This window comes from Bacillus sp. FSL R9-9530 (genome assembly GCF_038008145.1).
Lineage (GTDB): Bacteria > Bacillota > Bacilli > Bacillales > Bacillaceae_G > Bacillus_A > Bacillus_A mycoides.
Genome location: NZ_JBBOYO010000001.1, coordinates 3984566 through 4005922 on the forward strand (window position 1 = coordinate 3984566; position 21357 = coordinate 4005922).

At 34.9% G+C, this 21357-nt stretch carries 16 protein-coding genes and 2 pseudogenes; 12 read left to right on the top strand and 6 right to left on the bottom strand.

The window, feature by feature from the left end; genetic code table 11:
• Positions 1-18: 18 nt before the first annotated feature.
• The 3 genes and pseudogenes from pelG to MKX66_RS20085 form a co-directional block, all read right to left on the bottom strand.
• On the bottom strand, positions 19-1476 hold the full coding sequence (gene pelG, locus MKX66_RS20075) for an exopolysaccharide Pel transporter PelG (RefSeq protein WP_002167287.1): 1458 nt from the start codon (positions 1474-1476) through the stop codon (positions 19-21).
• Positions 1464-2516, bottom strand: a pseudogene (gene pelF / locus MKX66_RS20080) (GT4 family glycosyltransferase PelF); the annotation flags it as partial. The gene pelG and the pseudogene pelF, both read right to left, overlap by 13 nt.
• A 104-nt stretch (positions 2517-2620) precedes the next feature.
• Positions 2621-3022, bottom strand: a complete 402-nt coding sequence (locus tag MKX66_RS20085; protein ID WP_193652235.1) for a hypothetical protein — start codon at positions 3020-3022, stop codon at positions 2621-2623.
• 523 nt (positions 3023-3545) lie between these two features.
• Between MKX66_RS20085 and MKX66_RS20090 the strand changes: the two genes are divergently transcribed.
• Together MKX66_RS20090 and MKX66_RS20095 are read left to right on the top strand one after the other, a co-directional pair.
• Positions 3546-4136: an AmiS/UreI family transporter gene (locus MKX66_RS20090; protein WP_061673851.1), complete on the top strand. Its 591-nt coding sequence runs from the start codon at positions 3546-3548 to the stop codon at positions 4134-4136.
• A gap of 43 nt (positions 4137-4179) precedes the next feature.
• Positions 4180-5124, top strand: coding sequence for an NAD-dependent epimerase/dehydratase family protein (locus MKX66_RS20095; protein WP_193652234.1), 945 nt, complete (start codon positions 4180-4182; stop codon positions 5122-5124).
• Between the two features lie 88 nt (positions 5125-5212).
• Here the strand turns inward: MKX66_RS20095 and sodA are convergent, their stop codons facing one another.
• A complete protein-coding gene (sodA, locus tag MKX66_RS20100) occupies positions 5213-5839 on the bottom strand; it encodes a superoxide dismutase [Mn] (protein ID WP_215590539.1) in 627 nt (208 codons plus the stop codon).
• A 218-nt stretch (positions 5840-6057) separates the two neighbouring features.
• Here sodA and MKX66_RS20105 point away from each other — a divergent pair, with 218 nt between their 5' ends.
• Together MKX66_RS20105 and MKX66_RS20110 are read left to right on the top strand one after the other, a co-directional pair.
• Positions 6058-7128: a nitric oxide synthase oxygenase gene (locus MKX66_RS20105; RefSeq protein WP_002034978.1), complete on the top strand. Its 1071-nt coding sequence runs from the start codon at positions 6058-6060 to the stop codon at positions 7126-7128.
• Positions 7129-7491: 363 nt separating this feature from the next.
• Positions 7492-9060: a BCCT family transporter gene (locus tag MKX66_RS20110; protein ID WP_002143945.1), complete on the top strand. Its 1569-nt coding sequence runs from the start codon at positions 7492-7494 to the stop codon at positions 9058-9060.
• Positions 9061-9179: 119 nt separating this feature from the next.
• Here MKX66_RS20110 and MKX66_RS20115 read toward each other — a convergent pair whose 3' ends face one another.
• Complete coding sequence (locus MKX66_RS20115; protein WP_002089901.1) at positions 9180-10478, bottom strand: MFS transporter; 1299 nt, start codon at positions 10476-10478, stop codon at positions 9180-9182.
• 328 nt (positions 10479-10806) lie between these two features.
• Here MKX66_RS20115 and lytS point away from each other — a divergent pair, with 328 nt between their 5' ends.
• The 7 genes and pseudogenes from lytS (at position 10807) to msrB (ending at position 17022) form a co-directional block, all read left to right on the top strand.
• A complete protein-coding gene (gene lytS / locus MKX66_RS20120; protein WP_002089899.1) occupies positions 10807-12576 on the top strand; it encodes a two-component system sensor histidine kinase LytS in 1770 nt (589 codons plus the stop codon).
• Positions 12554-13294: a LytR/AlgR family response regulator transcription factor gene (locus MKX66_RS20125; protein ID WP_002130151.1), complete on the top strand. Its 741-nt coding sequence runs from the start codon at positions 12554-12556 to the stop codon at positions 13292-13294. The genes lytS and MKX66_RS20125 overlap by 23 nt, the downstream gene beginning before the upstream one ends.
• A 133-nt stretch (positions 13295-13427) precedes the next feature.
• Positions 13428-13859: an antiholin-like murein hydrolase modulator LrgA gene (gene lrgA / locus MKX66_RS20130; protein WP_000104908.1), complete on the top strand. Its 432-nt coding sequence runs from the start codon at positions 13428-13430 to the stop codon at positions 13857-13859.
• A gap of 34 nt (positions 13860-13893) precedes the next feature.
• Positions 13894-14586: an antiholin-like protein LrgB gene (lrgB, locus tag MKX66_RS20135; protein WP_000168872.1), complete on the top strand. Its 693-nt coding sequence runs from the start codon at positions 13894-13896 to the stop codon at positions 14584-14586.
• 334 nt (positions 14587-14920) lie between these two features.
• Positions 14921-15955: an AI-2E family transporter gene (locus tag MKX66_RS20140; protein WP_002016425.1), complete on the top strand. Its 1035-nt coding sequence runs from the start codon at positions 14921-14923 to the stop codon at positions 15953-15955.
• Positions 15956-16056: 101 nt separating this feature from the next.
• Positions 16057-16524, top strand: a pseudogene (gene msrA, locus MKX66_RS30905) (peptide-methionine (S)-S-oxide reductase MsrA); the annotation flags it as partial.
• A gap of 45 nt (positions 16525-16569) precedes the next feature.
• Positions 16570-17022 (top strand): peptide-methionine (R)-S-oxide reductase MsrB, encoded by a 453-nt coding sequence (gene msrB / locus MKX66_RS30910; protein WP_369811989.1) that lies wholly within the window; start codon positions 16570-16572, stop codon positions 17020-17022.
• Between the two features lie 25 nt (positions 17023-17047).
• Here msrB and MKX66_RS20150 read toward each other — a convergent pair whose 3' ends face one another.
• Positions 17048-20164 carry an efflux RND transporter permease subunit gene (locus MKX66_RS20150; RefSeq protein WP_016102339.1) on the bottom strand — a complete coding sequence of 1039 codons (3117 nt, stop codon included), beginning with the start codon at positions 20162-20164 and terminating at the stop codon, positions 17048-17050.
• A gap of 299 nt (positions 20165-20463) precedes the next feature.
• On the opposite strand from MKX66_RS20150, the gene MKX66_RS20155 reads away from it, so the two are divergent.
• Positions 20464-21345, top strand: coding sequence for a TetR/AcrR family transcriptional regulator (locus tag MKX66_RS20155; protein ID WP_215590537.1), 882 nt, complete (start codon positions 20464-20466; stop codon positions 21343-21345).
• Positions 21346-21357: the final 12 nt, after the last annotated feature.

Here is a 21357-nt window from a genome sequence, read left to right on the forward strand (position 1 = left end):
GCAAAAGGTCATTTTTATTTATTTATTTCCATTAAGTTTATTAGCAAATTTAGTAAAGAAAGTTCGCCTTTTTATAGGAGTATTTGACTGACAAAACGTATAGTAATCAATATCTTTAATGTAAGTAAAGAGTCTAGAAATAGCATATAAGAATGTAATAGAAGATCCAAGTGCAAAACTAATACCGTAACCATTGAACCCAAATGGAAGTAGAAGAAGACTTAATAACAAATTTGCAGAAAAGAACAGGGCTGATGTTCGAAATGCCCCTTTACGATCTTCAAAATATAAGAGTAGTAACGTGATAACAAGGACCATCCCGTTTGCATAAGCACCAATTATAGTCAGCTGCAAAATAGAGTATTCAAGTGTTACGTTCCCAGATTGTGAACTAAACATCCATATTATAAAAATAATAAGTAAAGAAAAAATACCTTGATTACGAAGTATTCGTTCCATTTCTTGCTTTAGGACAAAGTTCATTGATTCTTTTAATTGTAAAATTGTATTTAATGTCGCCCCATTGTTAACTGAACCGAAGAACTTCTTATACCGTTCATAAAATCTTGTTTCAATGGATACTACGAAGAAAATATAGGTTGGGATAATGCTTAAATAAGCCCAGAAAACAGATGTATCATAAATTTGATGATAAATAAACGTGTTTTCAATATTTCCTCGCCCTTCTCCGAACCAAATAACAAAGTTACATACCCAAATGCCAATATTGTAAAGTAAGCTTGACCAAAATAGTTCTGGATATTTATCTAAATAAGAAAGAAAGGTAAATTGTTCAGTAGCATCACTATTTGGAAACATTCGTACAATAACTATACTTAACCACACTAATGTAATGAAAGTCCCGATTGTAAAAGAAATTAAAAGTAATAGGGCCAATCCGTGTTCTATTCCAAGTGTTGGATGCCAGTAAGCGATAAGCGCAATTCCAGATAAGGAGAAAATGGAACCAATTAAAAATGCAAGAGCGATGGACTGATAATCTTTAGCTGCTGTTAAATAAATGGATTGAATCCAAATGATGTTTAAAGCTAAAAATAAAAATAGCATCACGATTTTATAATACAAGGCTAATGGCGTAAAAATTGCAAACAAAAGCCATAAGATAATAGCTAAAAAAAGTGTGATTTTCGTCATTCCTAAAAAGGAAGAAAATACTTTATCAGCTTTTTGCTCGTATAAAAGGTCGGCCACATATCTAGTTACGATGAGCTGCAAGGCACCATATATGATTTGAGAAAAAATGAAGCAGTATGAAATTGAAATTGTAAAAAGGCGCTGTTCCTCAATTGAAATAGAATGGAACAAACTTAAAATGTATCGAATAGCCGTTACTGCTAAAATAACGACTAACCAAGGACCAGCTGTAACAAATAATGAAAATCCGTACGCTTTTATTCTGGAAGAATAGTAGTCTTCTTGGAATAATTTTTGTAAACGAAACCCTATCCCTGCCATGTTTTTTTACCTCTTTCTAAGTAAAGCTTACGGTAACTATCAACGACACCTGATAATTGATAGTGCGCTTCAATACGATTGCGCCCGTTATCCCCAAATTGTTGAATGGATTCAGGGTGACGATAATACCACTCTAAATGAATGGCAACTTGTTCAGGAGATACAGGTGGTACAACAAATCCACATTGTCCGTAAGGATCTTCATCTTGTCCGTAAATTAATTCCTTACAAGAGCCGACATCTGTAACAACCCATGGTAATCCTGCTGCCATTCCTTCTAACATAGCTAATGGTTGTCCTTCAGATATACTTGTTAATACGAGAATATCTGTTTGTTTTAAGTAATCTTTAATATTTACTTTGCCGGTCATTATTACATGCTCTTCTAATCCTAATTGTTGAATTAAATCACGACATTCCTGAGCATATTCTGCTTCTTCTGTATCAGGACCTAGTAAGTAAAATATAAATGGAATATTTTTTTCTAATAATAATTTAGCTGTATAAATCATTGTTTTTACATCTTTAATTGGCACAACTCGTATAATAGCGGAAATGATGAGTTTATCCGAATTGTATTTTGGTTTACGTAACCCTTTATAGTCAGATAAAGTAACGCCATTTGGAACGATTTTTAGTTTATGGGCCGGAGCACCTAATTCTTTTTGATATGCACTATTTCGGCCGAACAACGTAATTACATCAGCGGCTTGTTCATATGCTTGATGAGACAAGTGATGAAAGAAAGAAACCCATCTTTTTTTATATTCAATTGGTATCCAAGTAGATTGTAGTATTTCTTCTTCACGCTCCCGAGAATAAATACCGTGTTCAGTTAGAATAAATGGTATATCGGACTTGGCACTAATTGCAGCACCAAGCAATCCACCATACCCTGTCGATACAGAATGAATAAGATCTAATTCAGGAAAATCAATTTGTAAAATTTGAATTATTGGTGTGAACATAGATCTCCACATCCAAAAGTAATTTAAGAAGGATCCACTACTTTCTTCATATAAATAGCAAGTGTTCAAAATGAGAAACTATCAAGATTGACTATCACGCTTTAGGTCAGTAATAAGATTATCTTATAAAGATAAATGTATTACTGACCAGCCCCTTTCACATAATAGGGGGAGATTTAATGAATTCGAACGAGTTGTTTATGGTATACTGTATTACCTTCTTGGCTTGTATATGGCGGGATACTTCGCCCAAAACAATTTGCAACAATATTGGAGTGGCCAGGATAAGAAATACGAATTTCATACAAATCAATAGAGTCATCTAAATCAGCATAAAAAACTGCTAAGTGGTTGCCTTGTAAAATATATGGGAATGCTACTTCCGTATTTTCAACAAGTAGTACAGGTAATTTTACAGGATTAGAATAGTTAGACCAATCCCAAACCTCTATAGTTACATGGTGTGTGTAATATGCATCTAAATTTACAATGTTTACTACTGCTGAAACAGTTGCGGGCTCTCTTGTTAATACACCTGTGGAGTGAAAAACAAAATGATTTGGATAATGAAGAGGCATAAATATCAAACCTTTCTAAATTAATATGAGTGTACGATATTCTATGCAAAAAATTAATAGAATGAGATAGGGAAAATGTATCATTCTACTAATTTTTTATAGAAATTCAAAACGTAGTATTGAAAAGTATTCCAACACTTGTATCATTGTTAGAGTACGTTTATAATCAAGGAATCCTATTTCATGTTTTGATAGGGTTATTTATTATTGAAAGCGTTTTAAATTTGTTATTTTTTAAGGTAGGAAGTCTAACTTATTCAGGTTAAAAATTATGTATGTAGTTTTAAATAGGAAGAAAAATAATAAAGTGAAACTTTAATCAGTGGGTGGGGGTTGTTCATCCCCACTGATTATTAGCCTTCACCGATCGGGCTTTACGGGCAGTTGATCTCCCACTTAACTTCTTTGCTCTAGCTGAATTTTGAGGTGGGAGTTTTACTGCTCGTTAATGCGGGATAAAGTATCACTTTATATTGTGGGGAGGTTAAAAGTGTGAAAGGGAAAGATTTTCACACGAATATATATGGGTTACGTAGGATTATTACTTTCAGGTGCAGCTTTATTTTTAAATAGTCTTGTCATATTAGGCAAAGTAGAGATGAAAAGTGCAGGTGTCTTTAATTTATTTGTGGGGGCATTACAAATTATCATTCCGTTCTATTTGATTATGATTTCTGATCAAAGTAATTGGACGGTATATTCATATGCGGCTACTTTTTTATTTGGTTTAACTTATTTATATGTAGGCGTTACTTTTATTAAAGGAATGGATAGTAGTGGACTAGGCTGGTTCTGTATTTGGGTAGCAATTATTGCTTTATTCTATATGGTTGTTTCATTTGTTCAATTCCACGATGTTGTTAATGCGTTAACATGGTTTATGTGGGCATTACTTTGGTATTTATTCTTTGTATTAAATGCACAAAAAAAGAATATCAATCAATATCTTGGCAGAATTGCTTTTGTACAATCGTGGGTAACATTGACGTTGCCTTCACTCTTTTATTTTATGGGAGTATGGGGCGAGGGATTCATATATGAACTATGGGTTTATGTATCAGTAATTTCTATTTTATATTGCTGCTATTGTATTTTTAAATATCGAGTACGTTAATGTATCGTGTGTAGAAAAAACATGGAATCGTTAAACTGATTCCATGTTTTTTTATTTTAGCGTTTATAATAATAGAGGTAGTATTTTACAATTTGTAAAAACGGGGATGATGAAGGTGAAAAAAGTATTGGTGCTAGGGGGAACAAGATTTTTTGGTAAACATTTAGTAGAAGTACTGTTGCAAGCTGGACATGATGTAACGATTGCGACGAGGGGAGTTACTGAAGATCCCTTTGGAAGTGCAGTAAAAAGACTGATTGTAGATAGAGAAGATGAGAGGCTACTAGAAGAGCGTTTTGAAGGTAAAAGTTATGATATCGTATACGATAATTTATGCTATAGCTCGAATGCAGCGAAGATAATATGTGAAGTGCTAAAAGGAAAAACGAAGAAATACATTATGACATCTTCAATGGCTGTCTATGAGCCTGCGCTAGGCCTGTTAGAAGAAAACTTCAATCCGTACGAGTATACAATTACGTATGGAGGTAGGAATGATTTCAATTATAGTGAAGGTAAGCGATTAGCTGAAGCAGTTTTATTTCAACATGCAACATTCCCAGTCGTTGCGGTAAGATTTCCCGTCGTTATTGGAGAAAACGATTATACGAAAAGATTACAATTTTACGTTGAACATGTTGTGAAACAAGAGTCTATCGTTGTGGATTATGTAGATGGAGAGTTGTCATTTATACATGAAAAAGAAGCAGGAGAATTTTTAGCTTGGTGCGGGATGAAGGACATAGAAGGGCCAATTAATGCTTGTAGTAACGGGGTGGTTTCTACCAGAGAAGTTATTCGTTTCATAGAAGAGAATACCGGGATAAAAGCGCTCATTCAAGAAGTAGGAGATAATATAGCTCCTTATAATGGAGTGATTAATTGTACGTTACATAATGGAAAGGCTCGTGAATTAGGATTCCCGTTCCGAGAGTTGAAATTAGAGACGGAAAAAGTTTTACTTTATTACATAAATACAATGAAATAATCATAAATCCCCCGGTGGCAATCCGGGGGATTCTGGAGGATTTCGACAATACTAATTTTACATTACCAAATTTACCCTATACGCACGACTAATGTGTTTGTGATTGAATTGCTTGTAAATACTTTTCATTTACCCGGTCCCAGTTCACCGTATGCCACCAGTTGGTAACAAATTCTGGACGCCGATTTTGATACTTTAAATAATAGGCATGTTCCCATACATCGATGACGAGTAATGGAATTTTACCTTCTTGCAAAGGTGTATCTTGATTGGGTGTACTCATAACGGAAAGTTCCTCACCGTCCAGAACAAGCCATCCGTAGCCACTTCCAAAACGACTAATAGCTGCTTTGGAAAGTTGATCTTTTAAGTTGTCAAAGATATTGAAATAATAATCAATTACTTTTGCAACGTCTCCATTAGGCTCACCGCTACCTCGCGGGCTCATTAATTCCAAAAAAAGACTATGACAATAATGTCCACCACCGTTATTTCTGACAGCTGTAACAATTTCTTTTGGTAAAGTTTTTAAATTACATAGTAACTCTTCTAAAGATTTATTATGTAATTCCGTATAGTTTTCTAAAGCGGCATTCAAGTTATTTACGTATGTCGCATGGTGCTTTCCATGATGAATAGAAAGCGTGTTGCTATCGATATATGGCTCTAGTTCATCATAGTCATATGAAAGCTTTGGCAATTGAAATGAAGACATAACATTCCCCCCTTTCTTATTAAAAAAGTTGGTCTAGGTAAAAATAATTTACCTGAGTCAAAAATACACCTATTTTTTATACAAGTCAATAGTAATCTCTTTAATTTTCTGAAAAATATTACAATAAAAGTAACACTTCGATTTTCATTTGTGACTCTTATTCTTTTTGCTTATACTGTAAAGTAGTAACGTTTTGTTGAAATAGAAGGAGATCGTTTATGAGTAAAACGAAACAATTAATAGAGGAAGCGAGTCATTTTATTACGGTTTGCTATAAAGAGCTTAATAAAGAACAATTCATAGAAGAGAGAATAAAAGAAATTCAAATTGAAATAGAGAAGACGGGGACGTATGAGCATACATTTGAAGAACTTGTTCATGGATCACGAATGGCATGGCGCAATAGTAATCGATGTATCGGAAGACTATTTTGGAGTAAGATGCACATATTAGATGCACGTGAAGTAAATGATGAGGAAGGTGTATACAATGCATTAATTCATCATATTAAATATGCAACGAACGATGGGAAAGTTAAACCGACAATTACAATTTTTAAGCAATATCAAGGTGAAGAAAATAATATACGAATTTATAATCACCAATTGATTCGGTATGCAGGATATAAAACAGAAATGGGAGTGATTGGTGACTCTCATTCCACTGAGTTTACGGATTTTTGTCAGGAACTTGGCTGGCAAGGAGAAGGTACGAATTTCGATGTATTGCCACTTGTGTTTTCTATAAACGGGAAGGCACCTATATATAAAGAAATTCCGAGAGAAGAAGTAAAAGAAGTGCCAATTGAACACCCAGAATACCCGATTTCGTCACTTGGAGCAAAATGGTATGGGGTTCCAATGATTTCAGATATGCGCTTAGAAATTGGCGGTATTTCTTATACGTCAGCCCCGTTCAATGGATGGTATATGGGAACGGAGATTGGGGCTCGTAACTTAGCGGATCATGATCGCTATAATTTACTTCCGGCTGTTGCGGAGATGATGAAGCTCGATACATCGAGAAACGGTACGTTATGGAAAGACAAGGCGCTAATTGAATTAAACGTGGCTGTTTTACATTCTTTTAAAAAACAAGGAGTTAGTATTGTGGATCACCATACAGCTGCACAACAATTTCAACAATTTGAGAAGCAGGAAGCGGCATGTGGACGGGTTGTAACAGGTAATTGGGTGTGGCTCATTCCACCGTTGTCGCCAGCTACCACTCATATTTATCATAAACCGTATCCAAATGAAATTTTGAAGCCGAATTTCTTTCATAAATAATAGCTAGTATAGTTTTTTTTTCTGCAAAATATAATTTTTTTTAATTACTGTTACGTAGCAAATGGAAGCCTTTACTATCGGTTATTTTTGGAAAGGACTTTTTGAACCAAGGAGTTCCTTATGTTATAATCAAATTTCTGTTTCGAAGACCTTATAGAAATATAAGGTCTTTTGTTTTGCTTTTTTATGTAATAGGAATAGAAATTTTCTTTTAAATAAGGGATTTAGCATATTTTTAGGGACAACATAAGTGTGTAGGAAATTGATGAATTATTATTCTTATATAATCATTGTGTTTTGGGTGTAAACAAGAAAACATAATAAAGTTGTTTTTTTAGATTGCTGAGGAAGGAGGAAGTGAAAATGAGGATGAAGAGTCGAAAAACGGATTGGCCTGTATTTCTTATTAGTGGTGGCTCACTTTTATTATTTGTAATTGCAGTTATTTTAAATAAAAGTTACGTAGAGGGAGCCATTAATAGCAGTTTTGCAGCTTCAATTAAATATTTTGGTGCCTTTTGGCAGGTTTTATTAATTGGTACATTTGTTGTTGCAATGTGTATGGCGTTTTCAAAATATGGGAGAGTTAAACTTGGGGGGCTAGAAAAACCTGAGATTAGTACGACAAAATGGCTCGCTATTATTATGTCTACATTACTTGCTGGAGGTGGCGTTTTTTGGGCAGCCGCAGAGCCGATGTACCATTTGATGACGGTGCCACCAATACATGAAGGTATAACTGCTGGAACGCAAGAAGCAGTCATGCCTGCTTTAGCACAAAGTTATATGCACTGGGGTTTCCTGGCTTGGACGATTTTAGGTACAATTAGTGCGGTAGTTATGATGTACGGACATTATCATAAAGGTATGCCGTTAAAGCCTCGAACGCTTTTATATCCTATTTTTGGAGAGAAATTGCGAAAGAGTTGGCTTGGAACGATGATTGATGTATTTGCCATTATTGCAGTAGCTGCAGGGACGATTGGTCCAATCGGATTTTTAGGACTACAAGCAAGTTATGGGTTACAAGCATTGTTTAACATTCCTGATGTGTTTACTACTCAATTAGCCATTATTGTTTGTGTAGTAGCTGTTTCTACTATATCTGCGGTAACAGGAATTGATAAAGGGATTCAAATTATAAGTAATTTAAATGTTAGGTTAGCAGTTCTATTAATGGTATTTGTATTACTATTTGGACCAGGTGGATTTATTATCGATTCATTTGTTTCTTCGTTTGGATTTTATATAAATGAATTTATTCCAATGAGCACATATCGTGGTGATACAGCTTGGTTAGGATCGTGGACAATCTTTTTCTGGGGATGGTTTATTGGATATGGACCGATGATGGCAATTTTAGTGAGCCGAATTTCAAGAGGAAGAACAATCCGAGAAATCATCGTTGCAATTGGAATTATTGCACCTATTATTACAACGTTTTGGTTTACTATACTAGGGGGATCAGGTGTGTTTTATGAGTTAATGAATCCTGGTTCTATCTCGACCGCATTAAGTGAATCAGGTATGCCAGCGGCTATGATTGCAATTACGCAGCAACTGCCATTATCTAATATTATTGGACCTGCATTTCTTTTATTAACAATTTTATTTGTAGTGACAACAGGAGATTCAATGGCTTATTCGATTTCAATGGCAGTGACTGGAGATGGAGATCCTAGAATTAGTTTGCGAGTTTTTTGGTCGCTTATTATGGGCGCAGTTGCGGCAATTCTTTTATATATGGGTGAGGGAAGTATTAACGCCTTACAATCCTTCATTGTAGTGACGGCTGTTCCGGTATCTATTCTGTTATTCCCAATGCTATGGCTAGCGCCTAAAGTCGCAGGGGAATTAGCGTTAAAACAAGGTATTGTAAAAGAAGAAGATAAAACTAGCTTCTTGTTCCAAAAAGCTAGTAAATCAAAATAAATAATTGTATGTATATAAGAAGAGGAAGCATTTCATTTGAGATGCTTCCTCTTTGCTATTTATCCAAATACTTTTCCTGAGGGGATAGTATTTGGATAAACATTTCGTACAGTTTCAATCTATTCTAATACTTTATCTTTCGTCTCTGGGACACATAATAGCATTGTAACTAAACCGATTGGATAGATAATGAAGATGAGAGATAATGCTCCCATTAAATTACCACCTGCAGCAAGTAAGCCGATAATAACAGGTCCAAATCCAGCTAACCCACGTCCTGTACCGAAAATAAAGTTCTCTGCTGTCGAGCGAGCTTCAGCAGGATAGTTTTCAGCTAAAACTGCTCCGAATCCCCCCATCATGCCATTGGCAAAGAATCCAAGCAATGCACTTCCCCATAACAATGATGTTGAGTCTGTGAATAAGAAGAAGTAAATGAGACAGTATATAGTACCACCGACATAATAGATTGTAAAAGTTTTACGGCGGCCAATTTTATCGGCTAGAATACCAAAAGTTGCAATTCCAATTAGCATGCCGATTGTAGAGATGAACATCCAACCGCTCGCTTTTGCTAATGTGTAGTTATACTTATTCGCTAAAATAGTTGGCATCCATGTGAAAATTCCATAATATCCGAAGTTCTGGATGAATGACATAATAATAAGACCAATTGTTGTTATCGTTACTTTTTTATTGGCAAATAACTTTCGAAGTGGGAACTTTTTCATTTGCTTTAGTTGTTCTGCCTCAGTAGTTGTTAAATTACCTTTAGCTTCTTTTTGTAACAATTCTTTTTTGTATCGTTGTTTTTGTTCCCATATTTTCGGTTCACTTAAACTTTTGCGGACGTAAACAGCTAGTAGAGCGGGAATGAGTCCAAATAAGAAAACAGCTCTCCATCCGAAATGTGGGACGATAAATGCCGGAAGGAGTGAAGCGACTAGTACGCCAAATTGCCATCCAAGTGCAACAACGGATGTCGCCTTAGCGCGCATTTCTTTAGACCATGTTTCAGTTACGATGGCCATCCCAATCCCGAATTCACCACCAACTCCCATTCCAACTAAAAAGCGAAGAATTAATAATTGCCAATAATCTGTTGCGAAATAAATAAGTGCTGTTGCTAGTGAGAATAGTAAGATTGTGAAGGCCATCGTACGGATACGCCCAAATAAATCAGCAATAAATCCAAATAAATAAGACCCGATTAGCATTCCTATTGTGGTAGCTAATGTTAAGTTTCCACCTTCAACAGGGCTTAAATGAAATTCTTTTAAAATGTAGACGAGTACGAAAGATAAGAGCAACATGTCTAAACCTTCTGCTGCATATCCTAGCGCAGAACCAAACAATGTTTTATATCTTTTCTCTTTCGTCTCCTCTGTTGTTGATTGTACATCAGTAGTGACGTTCATCATTAATCCTCCTTATTTTCTTCTACAGTCGCTATGGAAGAATAACAAAAGGCCTTCTCACCTGATATGATGAGAAGGCCAAAAAAGCATACGTATCCCTAAAAAAGACCATACGTATAGTATATTCCGACTTCCTTCTCAACCTCACGGGGTTGGGTTAAAGGACTGTATTATATTACTTTATTTTTAGCACTCTTCTGTTAGATTGTCAAATAAAGAGGGGATAGTTATGTGTAAAATATTTCAAAAAACATTTCATTCTCCTTGACGCACGCTTCATTATTTTCCCATAATAAAACTAACTCATATAAAAAGGAATGAATCACAGATGCTAAATTTAGTACTTATGATGATTGAACGCGTCGGACTTATTGTTATTTTAGGATTTTTACTCTCTCATATTAAAACGTTCCGGCGTCTTCTTCATAAGCAAGACGGATATGTAGATAAGTTTAAGCTTATTTGTATTTTTTCAGTGTTTACAATTGTAAGCAATTACACAGGGATTGAAATAGCAGGAAATACTATTATGAATGAAAATTGGTTACAAGGTGTTTCATCATCCAGCACAATTGCGAATACACGAATCATGGGTGTTGGAATTAGTGGATTGCTTGGCGGTCCTATCGTCGGAATTGGAGTAGGTTCTATTGCGGGTATTCATCGTTATATGCTTGGTGGGACGACGGCAGTAAGTTGTGCAATTTCATCAATTTTAGCTGGGATTATAACAGGTTATATTGGATACATTTTCAAAAAATATAACCGTACTATTACTCCTAAATTTTCTGCGATTTTAAGTGTTTTTATCGTTACTTTAGAAATGCTTATGATTCTATTAATTATAGAAGATGGACTTAGTGTTGTGAAAACAATTGCGCTACCGATGATTCTTGTAAATAGTTTTGGCAGTTTCATTTTACTTTCGATGATACTAGCTATTTTACGACAAGAAGAAAACGCAAAAGCTTTGCAAACGCATAAAGTATTACGAATTGCTGATAAGACGTTACCATATTTCCGCCAAGGGTTAACAGAAGAGTCTTGTAAACATGTGGCACAAATTATTCACCGCTTTACGGGAACAGATGCGGTATCCTTAACAGATACAGAGGAAATCTTAGCTCACGTTGGATTAGCATCAGATCATCATATTCCTTCACACAGTTTAATAACAGGTTTATCAAAAGAAGTATTAAAAACAGGGAAAATAATGAAGGCAAAATCACGTGAGATTATTAATTGTCAACATGAAGGGTGTCCATTACAAGCGGCAGTTGTTATTCCATTAACTTCACATGGAAATACGATAGGAACATTAAAACTTTATTTTAAAAACCCTAATCAATTAAGTCGTGTTGAAGAAGAGTTAGCGGAAGGGCTAGCGAAAATATTCTCCACACAGCTTGAGTTAGGTGAAGCTGAGTTACAAAGTAAGTTATTGCAAGATGCCGAAATAAAAGCGTTGCAAGCACAAATCAATCCGCATTTTTTATTTAATGCAATTAATACAGTATCAGCTTTATGCCGAACAGATGTAGAGAAAGCGAGAAAATTATTATTGCAGCTTAGCGTTTATTTTCGTTGTAATTTGCAAGGGGCACGACAATTACTTATTCCATTAGAACAAGAGTTGAATCATGTACATGCATATTTATCGTTAGAGCAAGCGAGGTTTCCGAATAAGTATGAAGTGAAGATGTACATTGAAGAGGCACTAAAGGTGACTTTAGTTCCACCATTTGTGCTTCAGCTATTAGTTGAAAATGCATTGCGCCATGCTTTTCCGAAAAAGCAGCCAGTGTGCCAAGTCGAGGTACATGTGTTTGAAAAAGAAGGGATGGTTCACTTTGAAGTAAAGGATAATGGACAAGGGATTGAGAGTGAACGTCTAGAGCAATTAGGAAAAATGGTAGTTCCATCAAAGAAAGGGACGGGAACAGCCTTATATAATATTAATGAACGACTTATCGGGTTATTTGGGAAAGAGACAATGCTTCAAATTGAAAGTGAATTAGAGCAAGGGACAAAGATCCTCTTTGTGATTCCGAAAAAAGTAGAGGAGGAAAAACGGAGTGTTAAAAGTATTAGTAGTTGATGATGAAATGTTAGCACGGGATGAATTGAAATATTTATTAGAGAAAACAAAAGAAGTAGAGATAATTGGTGAGGCGGATTGTGTAGAGGATGCATTAGAAGAATTAATGAAAAACAAACCAGATATTGTTTTTCTAGATATTCAATTATCTGATGATAATGGATTTGAAATCGCAAATATATTAAAGAAAATGAAAAACCCACCTTCAATTGTGTTTGCTACTGCATATGATCAATATGCGTTGCAAGCATTTGAAGTAGATGCGTTAGATTACATTTTAAAGCCATTTGATGAAGAACGTATCGTACAGACATTAAAGAAATATAAAAAACAAAAGCAAATAAAGTTAGAAACAAAGCAAGATGTAAAGAGTGTAGATGTAACGGCCGAGATGCATAAATTAGCATTACCAATTGAGGAATCAATTGTACTTGTTAACATTGAAGATATTATTTATGTAGGGCTTGTAGATGGGAAAGTAACTGTAAAAACAATGAAAGAAACATATGTAACACATGATACGCTTGTCATTTTGGAAAAGAAATTACCACAAACAATTTTTATGCGTGTTCATCGTAGTTTCGTTGCTAATATTAATCATATTTCTGAGATACAGCCGTGGTTTAATTCGACTTATAACTTAATTATGAAAGAGGGATCCAAAGTCCCGGTTAGCCGTACATATGCAAAAGAACTTAAAAAGCTGCTTCGTATTTAAGAAGCAGCTTTTTGTATTTCGTCTGCCTATTTTTGTAACTAATTTTGTATATTTGACGTTCTGTTATGTAAACGCTTACAGTTTTATTTTTATCTTATACAATAAAGGTACCAAATCGAAAGAGGTGGCCAAAATGAGTACGAAAAAAGTATATAGTTTCTTATCACAAGCATTCATATTTTCAGCTATTATGTTAGTTTCTAATATTATTGCAACGCATTTACCAATTCCAATGCCTTCATCGGTGATCGGATTAGTTATTTTATTTAGCCTATTATGTTTAAAAGTTATTAAATTGGAACAAGTTGAATCACTCGGAACGGCTTTAACAGGTATTATCGGATTCCTTTTCGTTCCATCAGGTATTTCGGTTATTAATTCTCTCGGTGTAATGGGACAATATTTTGTACAAATTTTAACTGTAATTGTTGTCGCAACAATTATTTTACTCGCTGTAACAGGATTATTTGCACAATTTATTTTAGGAAAAGACGATAAAGAAATAGAAGATACGAAAGAATTGAAAGTAGTAAATAAAGGACGCAAGCACGGAAAAGTTGCGTAACCAATTTAGTATATATTGTTAGGAGGGAATGAACATGGCAAGCACAATGACTCCATATTTCGGAATCGTCGTTTCATTAATCGCATACGGAATCGGAACATTATTATTTAAGCATTCAAAAGGATTCTTCTTATTCACACCATTATTCGTAGCGATGGTATTAGGGATTGTCTTTCTAAAAGTAGGTAACTTTACTTTTGAAGAATATAATACTGGCGGAAAAATGATTAGCTTCTTCTTAGAACCAGCAACAATCGCGTTTGCAATTCCATTATATAAACAAGTTGATAAGTTAAAAAAATATTGGTGGCAAATTTTATCGGCTATTGTGGTTGGATCTATTTGTTCAGTGGTTGTTGTGTTCATTGTCGCAAAAGCAATTGGTCTAGATACAGCTGTAATGAACTCAATGTTACCGCAGGCAGCAACAACAGCAATTGCATTACCAATCTCTGAAAGTATCGGTGGTATTCCAGCAATTACATCATTTGCAGTTATCTTTAATGCTGTTATCGTATACGCATTAGGAGCTTTATTCTTAAAAACATTTAGAGTTAAACATCCGATTGCTAAAGGTTTAGCGCTTGGAACAGCAGGACATGCGTTAGGGGTTGCAGTAGGTATCGAAATGGGTGAAGTAGAAGCAGCTATGGCCAGTATCGCTGTGACAGTGGTTGGTGTCGTAACAGTGGTGGTTATTCCAATGTTCATGCCGTTTATTGGATGATAAAACTTACTAAAAAAAATATAAAAGCAAGTTATTTGTAGGACGGATTTCTACTGATAGCTTGCTTTTTATGTTACAGTAGTGGTAAGACCTATTGAAGGATAAAAGTTTCCTTAAATCTTCATTAATACTACGTATAATGCGTTCTGAAATAGGTCATTGTATTGTAAAATAAGAAGTAACATAATATATAGCACAATTAACGGGTGGTTAGAGTTGAATATAAATTGCTCGCAATGGCTTTAATATTAAAGGATAATTATAAGTAGAGGATAGAGAGAGATCTACTTGTTAACGTTTTACTTTATAGGACAGGAGAGAGTACTCGTCGATTATGCAAATAAAAAACCTGTTTCAAAGCAAAGGATTTCAGAGGTTAATCGTATTAGTATTACTTGCTCTCATATTGTATGGGATGCAAAGTATGTTAAATTTAATTTTAATTACGTTTATGTTGACGTATTTAATGGATCGATTCCAAAAGTTTATTTCTCGTAAATTAGATCATTTCATGCCAATTAATCGAAAAATTATTATAGCGCTTTTATATGTAATGTTAGTGGCGGGAATTGCCATTACGCTATTTAAATATTTACCGGTATTAACAATACAAATTTCACAATTGATTTATCAATTTAATGTATTTTTAAGAAATCCACCTGATAGTGAATTAATTAAGTATGCAGTTAATGCTGTTAATCATATGGAGCTTTCTAAATATGTGGGGCAAGGCGTAGACATTTTGTATAAATCTATTACGAATGTTGGGAAATTTGGCCTTCAAGTTTTACTTTCTGTAATTTTAAGCTTATTTTTCTTACTTGAAAAAGCACGTATCGTTGCTTTTACTTCGAAATTTAAAGAAAGCCGACTTGCAATTTTCTATAACGAAATAGAGTATTTCGGAAAGAAATTTGCACGTTCATTTGGAAAAGTAATCGAAGCACAATTTTTAATTGCAATTGTTAACTGTGTTTTATCTGTTATTGCATTATGGATATTAGGATTCCCGCAATTACTAGGTTTAGCGTTAATGATTTTCTTGCTTGGTTTAATTCCAGTGGCGGGTGTTATTATCTCGTTATTCCCACTCTGTATGATTGCTTACAATATTGGCGGTATTATGTATGTCGTTTATATTGTAGTTATTGTAACAGTAATTCATGCACTTGAGAGCTATGTATTAAATCCGAAGTTTATGTCACAAAAAACAAACTTACCAATCTTCTACACATTTATGATATTAATTTTCTCTGAGCATTTCTTAGGTGTGTGGGGACTTATTATCGGTATTCCAATCTTCATTTTCTTATTAGATGTCTTAGATGTGACAAGTGATGAAATGGAGAAGGACGTTGGAAAAAAATAAAGTGAAGTAAAGAAAAAGCATCGATGTTCGATGCTTTTTCTTTTATAACATGACGTTCCTTATGCCATACTGTAAGGAGAAGATAGAATAGGGGTGAAATAATGGCTGTAAATGAAAAGATAGAGTTAGCTACGTTTGCCGGAGGGTGTTTCTGGTGTATGGTTTCGCCATTTGAAGAGATGGAAGGGATTATACAGGTTGTTTCAGGCTATACAGGTGGCCATAAAGAGGATCCAACGTATAAAGAAGTGTGCTCGGAAACAACTGGGCATTATGAAGCAGTACAAATTACATTTGATGCAAATAAAATGCCGTATGAAGAGTTGTTAAATATATATTGGAGACAAATTGACCCGACTGATATAGGGGGACAATTCCACGACCGCGGCCAGTCTTATGAAACGGTGATTTTTTATCATAATGAAGAACAACATAAAAAGGCAGAGGCTTCAAAAGAAGAGCTCGAGAAAAGTGGGCATTTTTCGAAGCCAATTGCGACAAAAATATTGCCAGCTGCTACGTTTTATCCAGCTGAAGAATATCACCAAGGATATTATAAGAAGAATACATTTCGCTATGAGTTATATCGTAAAGGCTCAGGTCGAGATGCTTTTATTAAACAACATTGGCCAAAGAATAATGCTCATTTAAAAGAAAGATTAAACGAGATGCAGTTTTATGTAACACAGGAAAATGGGACAGAACCGCCTTTTCAAAATGAGTATTGGAATCATAAAGAAGAAGGGCTTTATGTAGATATTGTTTCGGGGGAACCATTATTTACTTCTTTCGATAAGTTCGATAGCGGCTGTGGATGGCCGAGTTTTACGAAACCAGTTATGTCAGCTAGTGTGAAAGAAAAAATGGATGTTAGCCATAATATGACGCGTACGGAAGTGAGAAGTAAAGAAGGAGATTCACATCTTGGGCATGTATTTCCAGACGGCCCAGGACAAAACGGCCTTCGTTATTGTATTAATTCGGCAGCGCTACGCTTTATTCAAAAAGAAGATTTAGAAAAAGAAGGATATAGTGATTTCCTAATCTTGTTTGGGAATAAAAAATAACCTCGCAGTCAGCGAGGTTATTTTTTTATTTTACTTTTTTCTTTTTAAATTTGCTTAATGCTTCATAAACGATTGGAACAATAAGAAGTGTTAATAACGTTGAACTTGTTAATCCACCAATTACTGTTACGCCAAGTCCTTTAGAAATTAAGCCGCTACCTTCAAATCCTAATGCAAGCGGGATAAGGGCCCCGATTGTTGCAATTGCAGTCATTAAGATAGGACGCAGGCGTGTTGTACCAGCTTCTAATAATGCTTCACGTGTTGATAGGCCGTCATTTTCTTTATGAATAACACGGTCAATGAGCACGATTGCGTTCGTTACAACGATACCAATTAGCATAAGAGCCCCAATCATCGCAGATACGCTTAACGTTTCGCCAGAGATTAATAAGGCAACGAGTGCACCAATGATTGTGAATGGTAGCGAGAATAAAATTGCGAATGGTGCAAGGGCACCGCCAAATGTAACAACAAGAACGAAGTATACAATGGCAATCGCAGCTAACATCGCTAAGCCAAGTTGTTTGAATGATTCTTGAATATCTTGTGTAACACCACCCATAGAAACATCTATACCAGAAGGAAGATCCATTTTATCTACTTCTTTTTGAACAGCGGCAGATGCTTTTGAAACGTCATCAGATGTTAGTTTTGCACTAACTTCCGCATAAACACGGCCATCACGATGTGTTACTGTGTTAGAAGTTTCACCTTCTTTTACAGTCATAACATCTTTAACAGCAACTTCATTACCAAGTGGTGTTGTAATTTTACGATTTGTTAAGTCATCGATCGTTTCATAGTTTTGTTTTTCAGTTTCTACATATACATTTATATCTTTATCATCTTTTTTAATTGTTGTAAGAACAGGGCGGTCATGTTGATTAGAAAGTCCCATTCCAATTTGAGCAGCAGTTAGCCCCATTTTACTTAACTTTTCTTGATCAGCGACTAAAGTATATTCTGCATATGTTTTTGCAACACTAGAGTCTATGTCTTTTAAATCTTTATTTTTCTTCATGATATTTTGAATGTCTTTCACGACAGGCTTAATTTCTTCAGAGCTATCTCCATAAACGTATAGCTTAATTTCGTTACTACCGCCACCTGCTCCGAAATCTTGGTTTTTCCATTCACCTTTTCCAGACATCTTTTGTAAATCTTTAACGACTTGTTCTTTCTCTTTTTCAAAGTTTTTCGTATCGTTATCATATTGAACGAAGAACATCGCTTGATTTGTTTGACCAGGGCTCATTGGGTTTTCGCCGCCTAATGAGAATTGAATCGTTTTGACGTCTTTTTTATCTTGGAAATGCTTTTCAGCTTTCGTTGCAATTTTTTCAACGTCGTCTAACGTTTGACCTGGCTCAGGTTTGTACGTTGCGATAATCATTTTTTCTTCTTCAGATGGTAAGAAGCTGACACCGATGATTGGTACAAGTGCAAGGCTGCCTACTAATAGGAGGACTGTGATACTTGATGTAATAATTTTATGGTTTAACGCCCATTCAAGTATACGTTTATAGCCGTTTGCTAATTTGCTTGGTTTTTCCTCATGATGTACTTCTTTTTCTCTCATGCTTTCCTTCTTAAATAAGGAATGTGCTAGCATCGGCACAATTGTAACTGCCACAAGTAAGGAAGCAAGTAGGGCAAAAACAATTGTTAAAGCAAATGGTAAGAACATTTCACCAATCATACCCTTTACAAGCCCAAGAGGTAAGAATACAGCGATTGTTACAATTGTAGAAGACATAATCGGGATAAACATTTCTTTCGTAGCTTCACGAATTAAATCTTTCCCACGTAATTTCTCTTCTGATAAAGACATACGTCGGTAAATATTTTCAATAACAACAATTGAGTCATCAACAACGCGTCCAATAGCAACTGTCATTGCTCCAAGTGTCATAATGTTAAGGGTAATATCCATTTGTTTTATTACTAAAACTGCAATTAATAAAGAAAGTGGTATAGAAACGACAGAGATTAGTGTTGTTCGAATGTTTCGCAGGAACAACATAATAATAACAATCGCAAAGATAGCACCGAAAATAGCTTTGCTAAGCATTGTTTCGACTGATTTTTCAATAGGCGCACCTTGATCGAATGTTGAAATAATCTCTAAGTCTTTATATTTTTTCTCAAGGTCTTTTACTTTATCTTTAACTGCATTTACAACATCAACTGTATTCGCATCAGCAGCCTTCACAATTTGAATACCGATTGCTTCTTTTCCATTCGTTCGAGAAATGGATTCTGCTTTTCCAACTTCTTTAATATCAGCAATCTCTTCTAATGTAACCGTTGGTATGCCATTCATAGCGGCCGGATTCATCTGTGGTGCTTGTGTTCCAGCACCAGCGTTTTGGCTACCTTGACCATTCGGTGATGAAGGGATAGCTGGAATTTTTAATTCTTTTAATGCTTTAATTGTTGTAATGTTACCATCGACAACAACTGATTTTTCCGTATCTTTAAATGTATATAAGCCAAGTGGTAACGATACGTCCGAACCTTTAATCATATTTTTTACAGTATCTTCACTTAAACCTAATTCTTTCATCTTATCTTTTTTGAAGACAAGCTGTACTTCGTCTACTTGTTGACCTGCGATTTGAACAGATGCGACACCATCAAGTCCTTTTAATCCAGGAACAATATTTTTTTCTACATTTTCTGTTAAGGAAGCTAAAGATTCATTTTTACTCGCTACGCTTAATGAAATAACAGGAAAGGCATTAAAGTTTACTCGTGAGACTTTCGGGTCTTTCACACCTTCTGGCAGTTTCACGTTTGCGAGCGATTCTTTAATTTCCGTTTCGGCTTTTTCCATATTTTTATCAAAATCATATTCTACCTGAATAGAAGATGCGTTTTGATAAGATGATGAACTAACAACGTTTACACCGCTTAAATTTTGGAGTTGCTCTTCCATTGGTTTTGAAATTTTATCAGCTACTTCTTCTGGTGTAGCACCAGGATAAACCGTGGTTACTGTTACAATCGGTGTTGTAATATCAGGAATTGTCTCCAGCTTCATATTGAGTCCAGAATAAATACCCGCAATAGTAACAATAATGGTTAGTAGCCAAACTGCGAACTTATTTTTTAACGTGAAATTGATGATTTTGTTCATGTTTGCGCTCCCTTTTTATTATATTGACCAATCGGTCAGTCTAATACATAATATAACTGACCGATTGGTCAGTCGTCAATGAAAAGAGATGGTATAATAAAATCAAACTGTAAGTAGTCGGTTTCCTATTTTTTTTCTGATCATTGGCTTTTACTAACCGGATTTTATAGATGGAAAGGCTTCTATATAAACCATTTACTCCATTAAATTTTAGATGGGGAGTTTTATTTTCAGTTAATGTGGAATAAAATCAAGTTTGAATTTACATAAGATGCGAGATTAAATTTAGGAGAGAGAATATGAAAGAAAAAGAGCGCTTAATTATAGAGATGGCTATGAGGTTATTTGCAACTAAGGGTGTAAATGCAACGTCAGTACAAGAAATCGTAACCGCATGTGGTATATCAAAAGGAGCTTTTTATTTATATTTCAAATCAAAAGATGAGTTATTATTGGCCACACTTCGATATTATTATGACAAGATTCAGAAGAAAATGCTGGATATTGAAAAAGAATCTTTATTACCACGTGAAAAATTTGACAAACAATTATATTGTCAGTTTACTGATGTGCAAAAACATAAAGAATTTATTATTATGCATGCAAGAGAAAATGCAATTCCGTTTAATAAAGAAGTAGAAGAGTTTATGATGAGGATGAAATTAGAGTCTCATACATTTTATCGGAATAGCTTACTGTCCATTTATGGTGAAAAGGTTATTCCATACTTGTTAGATCTAGTAATTATGGTGGAAGGGATATGCCGTGGGTATTTAGAATTAATTATTTTAAATGCACCAGAAATTGATTTGTCCTATGTCTCAGCTTTTATTTTAAAAAGGATAGACAATTTAGTAGAGGGGCTTCTAGAATCTTCGGAGGAACCTGTCCTACATGAAGAGAGACTAGGAGAATTTCTTTGTAGTTCTGAGCTTATTAAGGAACAGGTGAAGGAACATTTTCTAAGTGAAATTATTGTATTTAAACGAACATTAGCTGATCAATTAGAAAATGATGAGTTACTTGTAACTTTAGATGTTTTAGAAGCAGAAATGAGATTGCAAAATCCAAGAATTCCAGTCATTAGAGGTATGCTTGCTAATTTAGCGGTATATCCTAGTTTAAATGAGTTTCGATTGAGGCTTACGGCATACTATAATATAAAAAATCCTTGCATATAGAACGCAAGGATT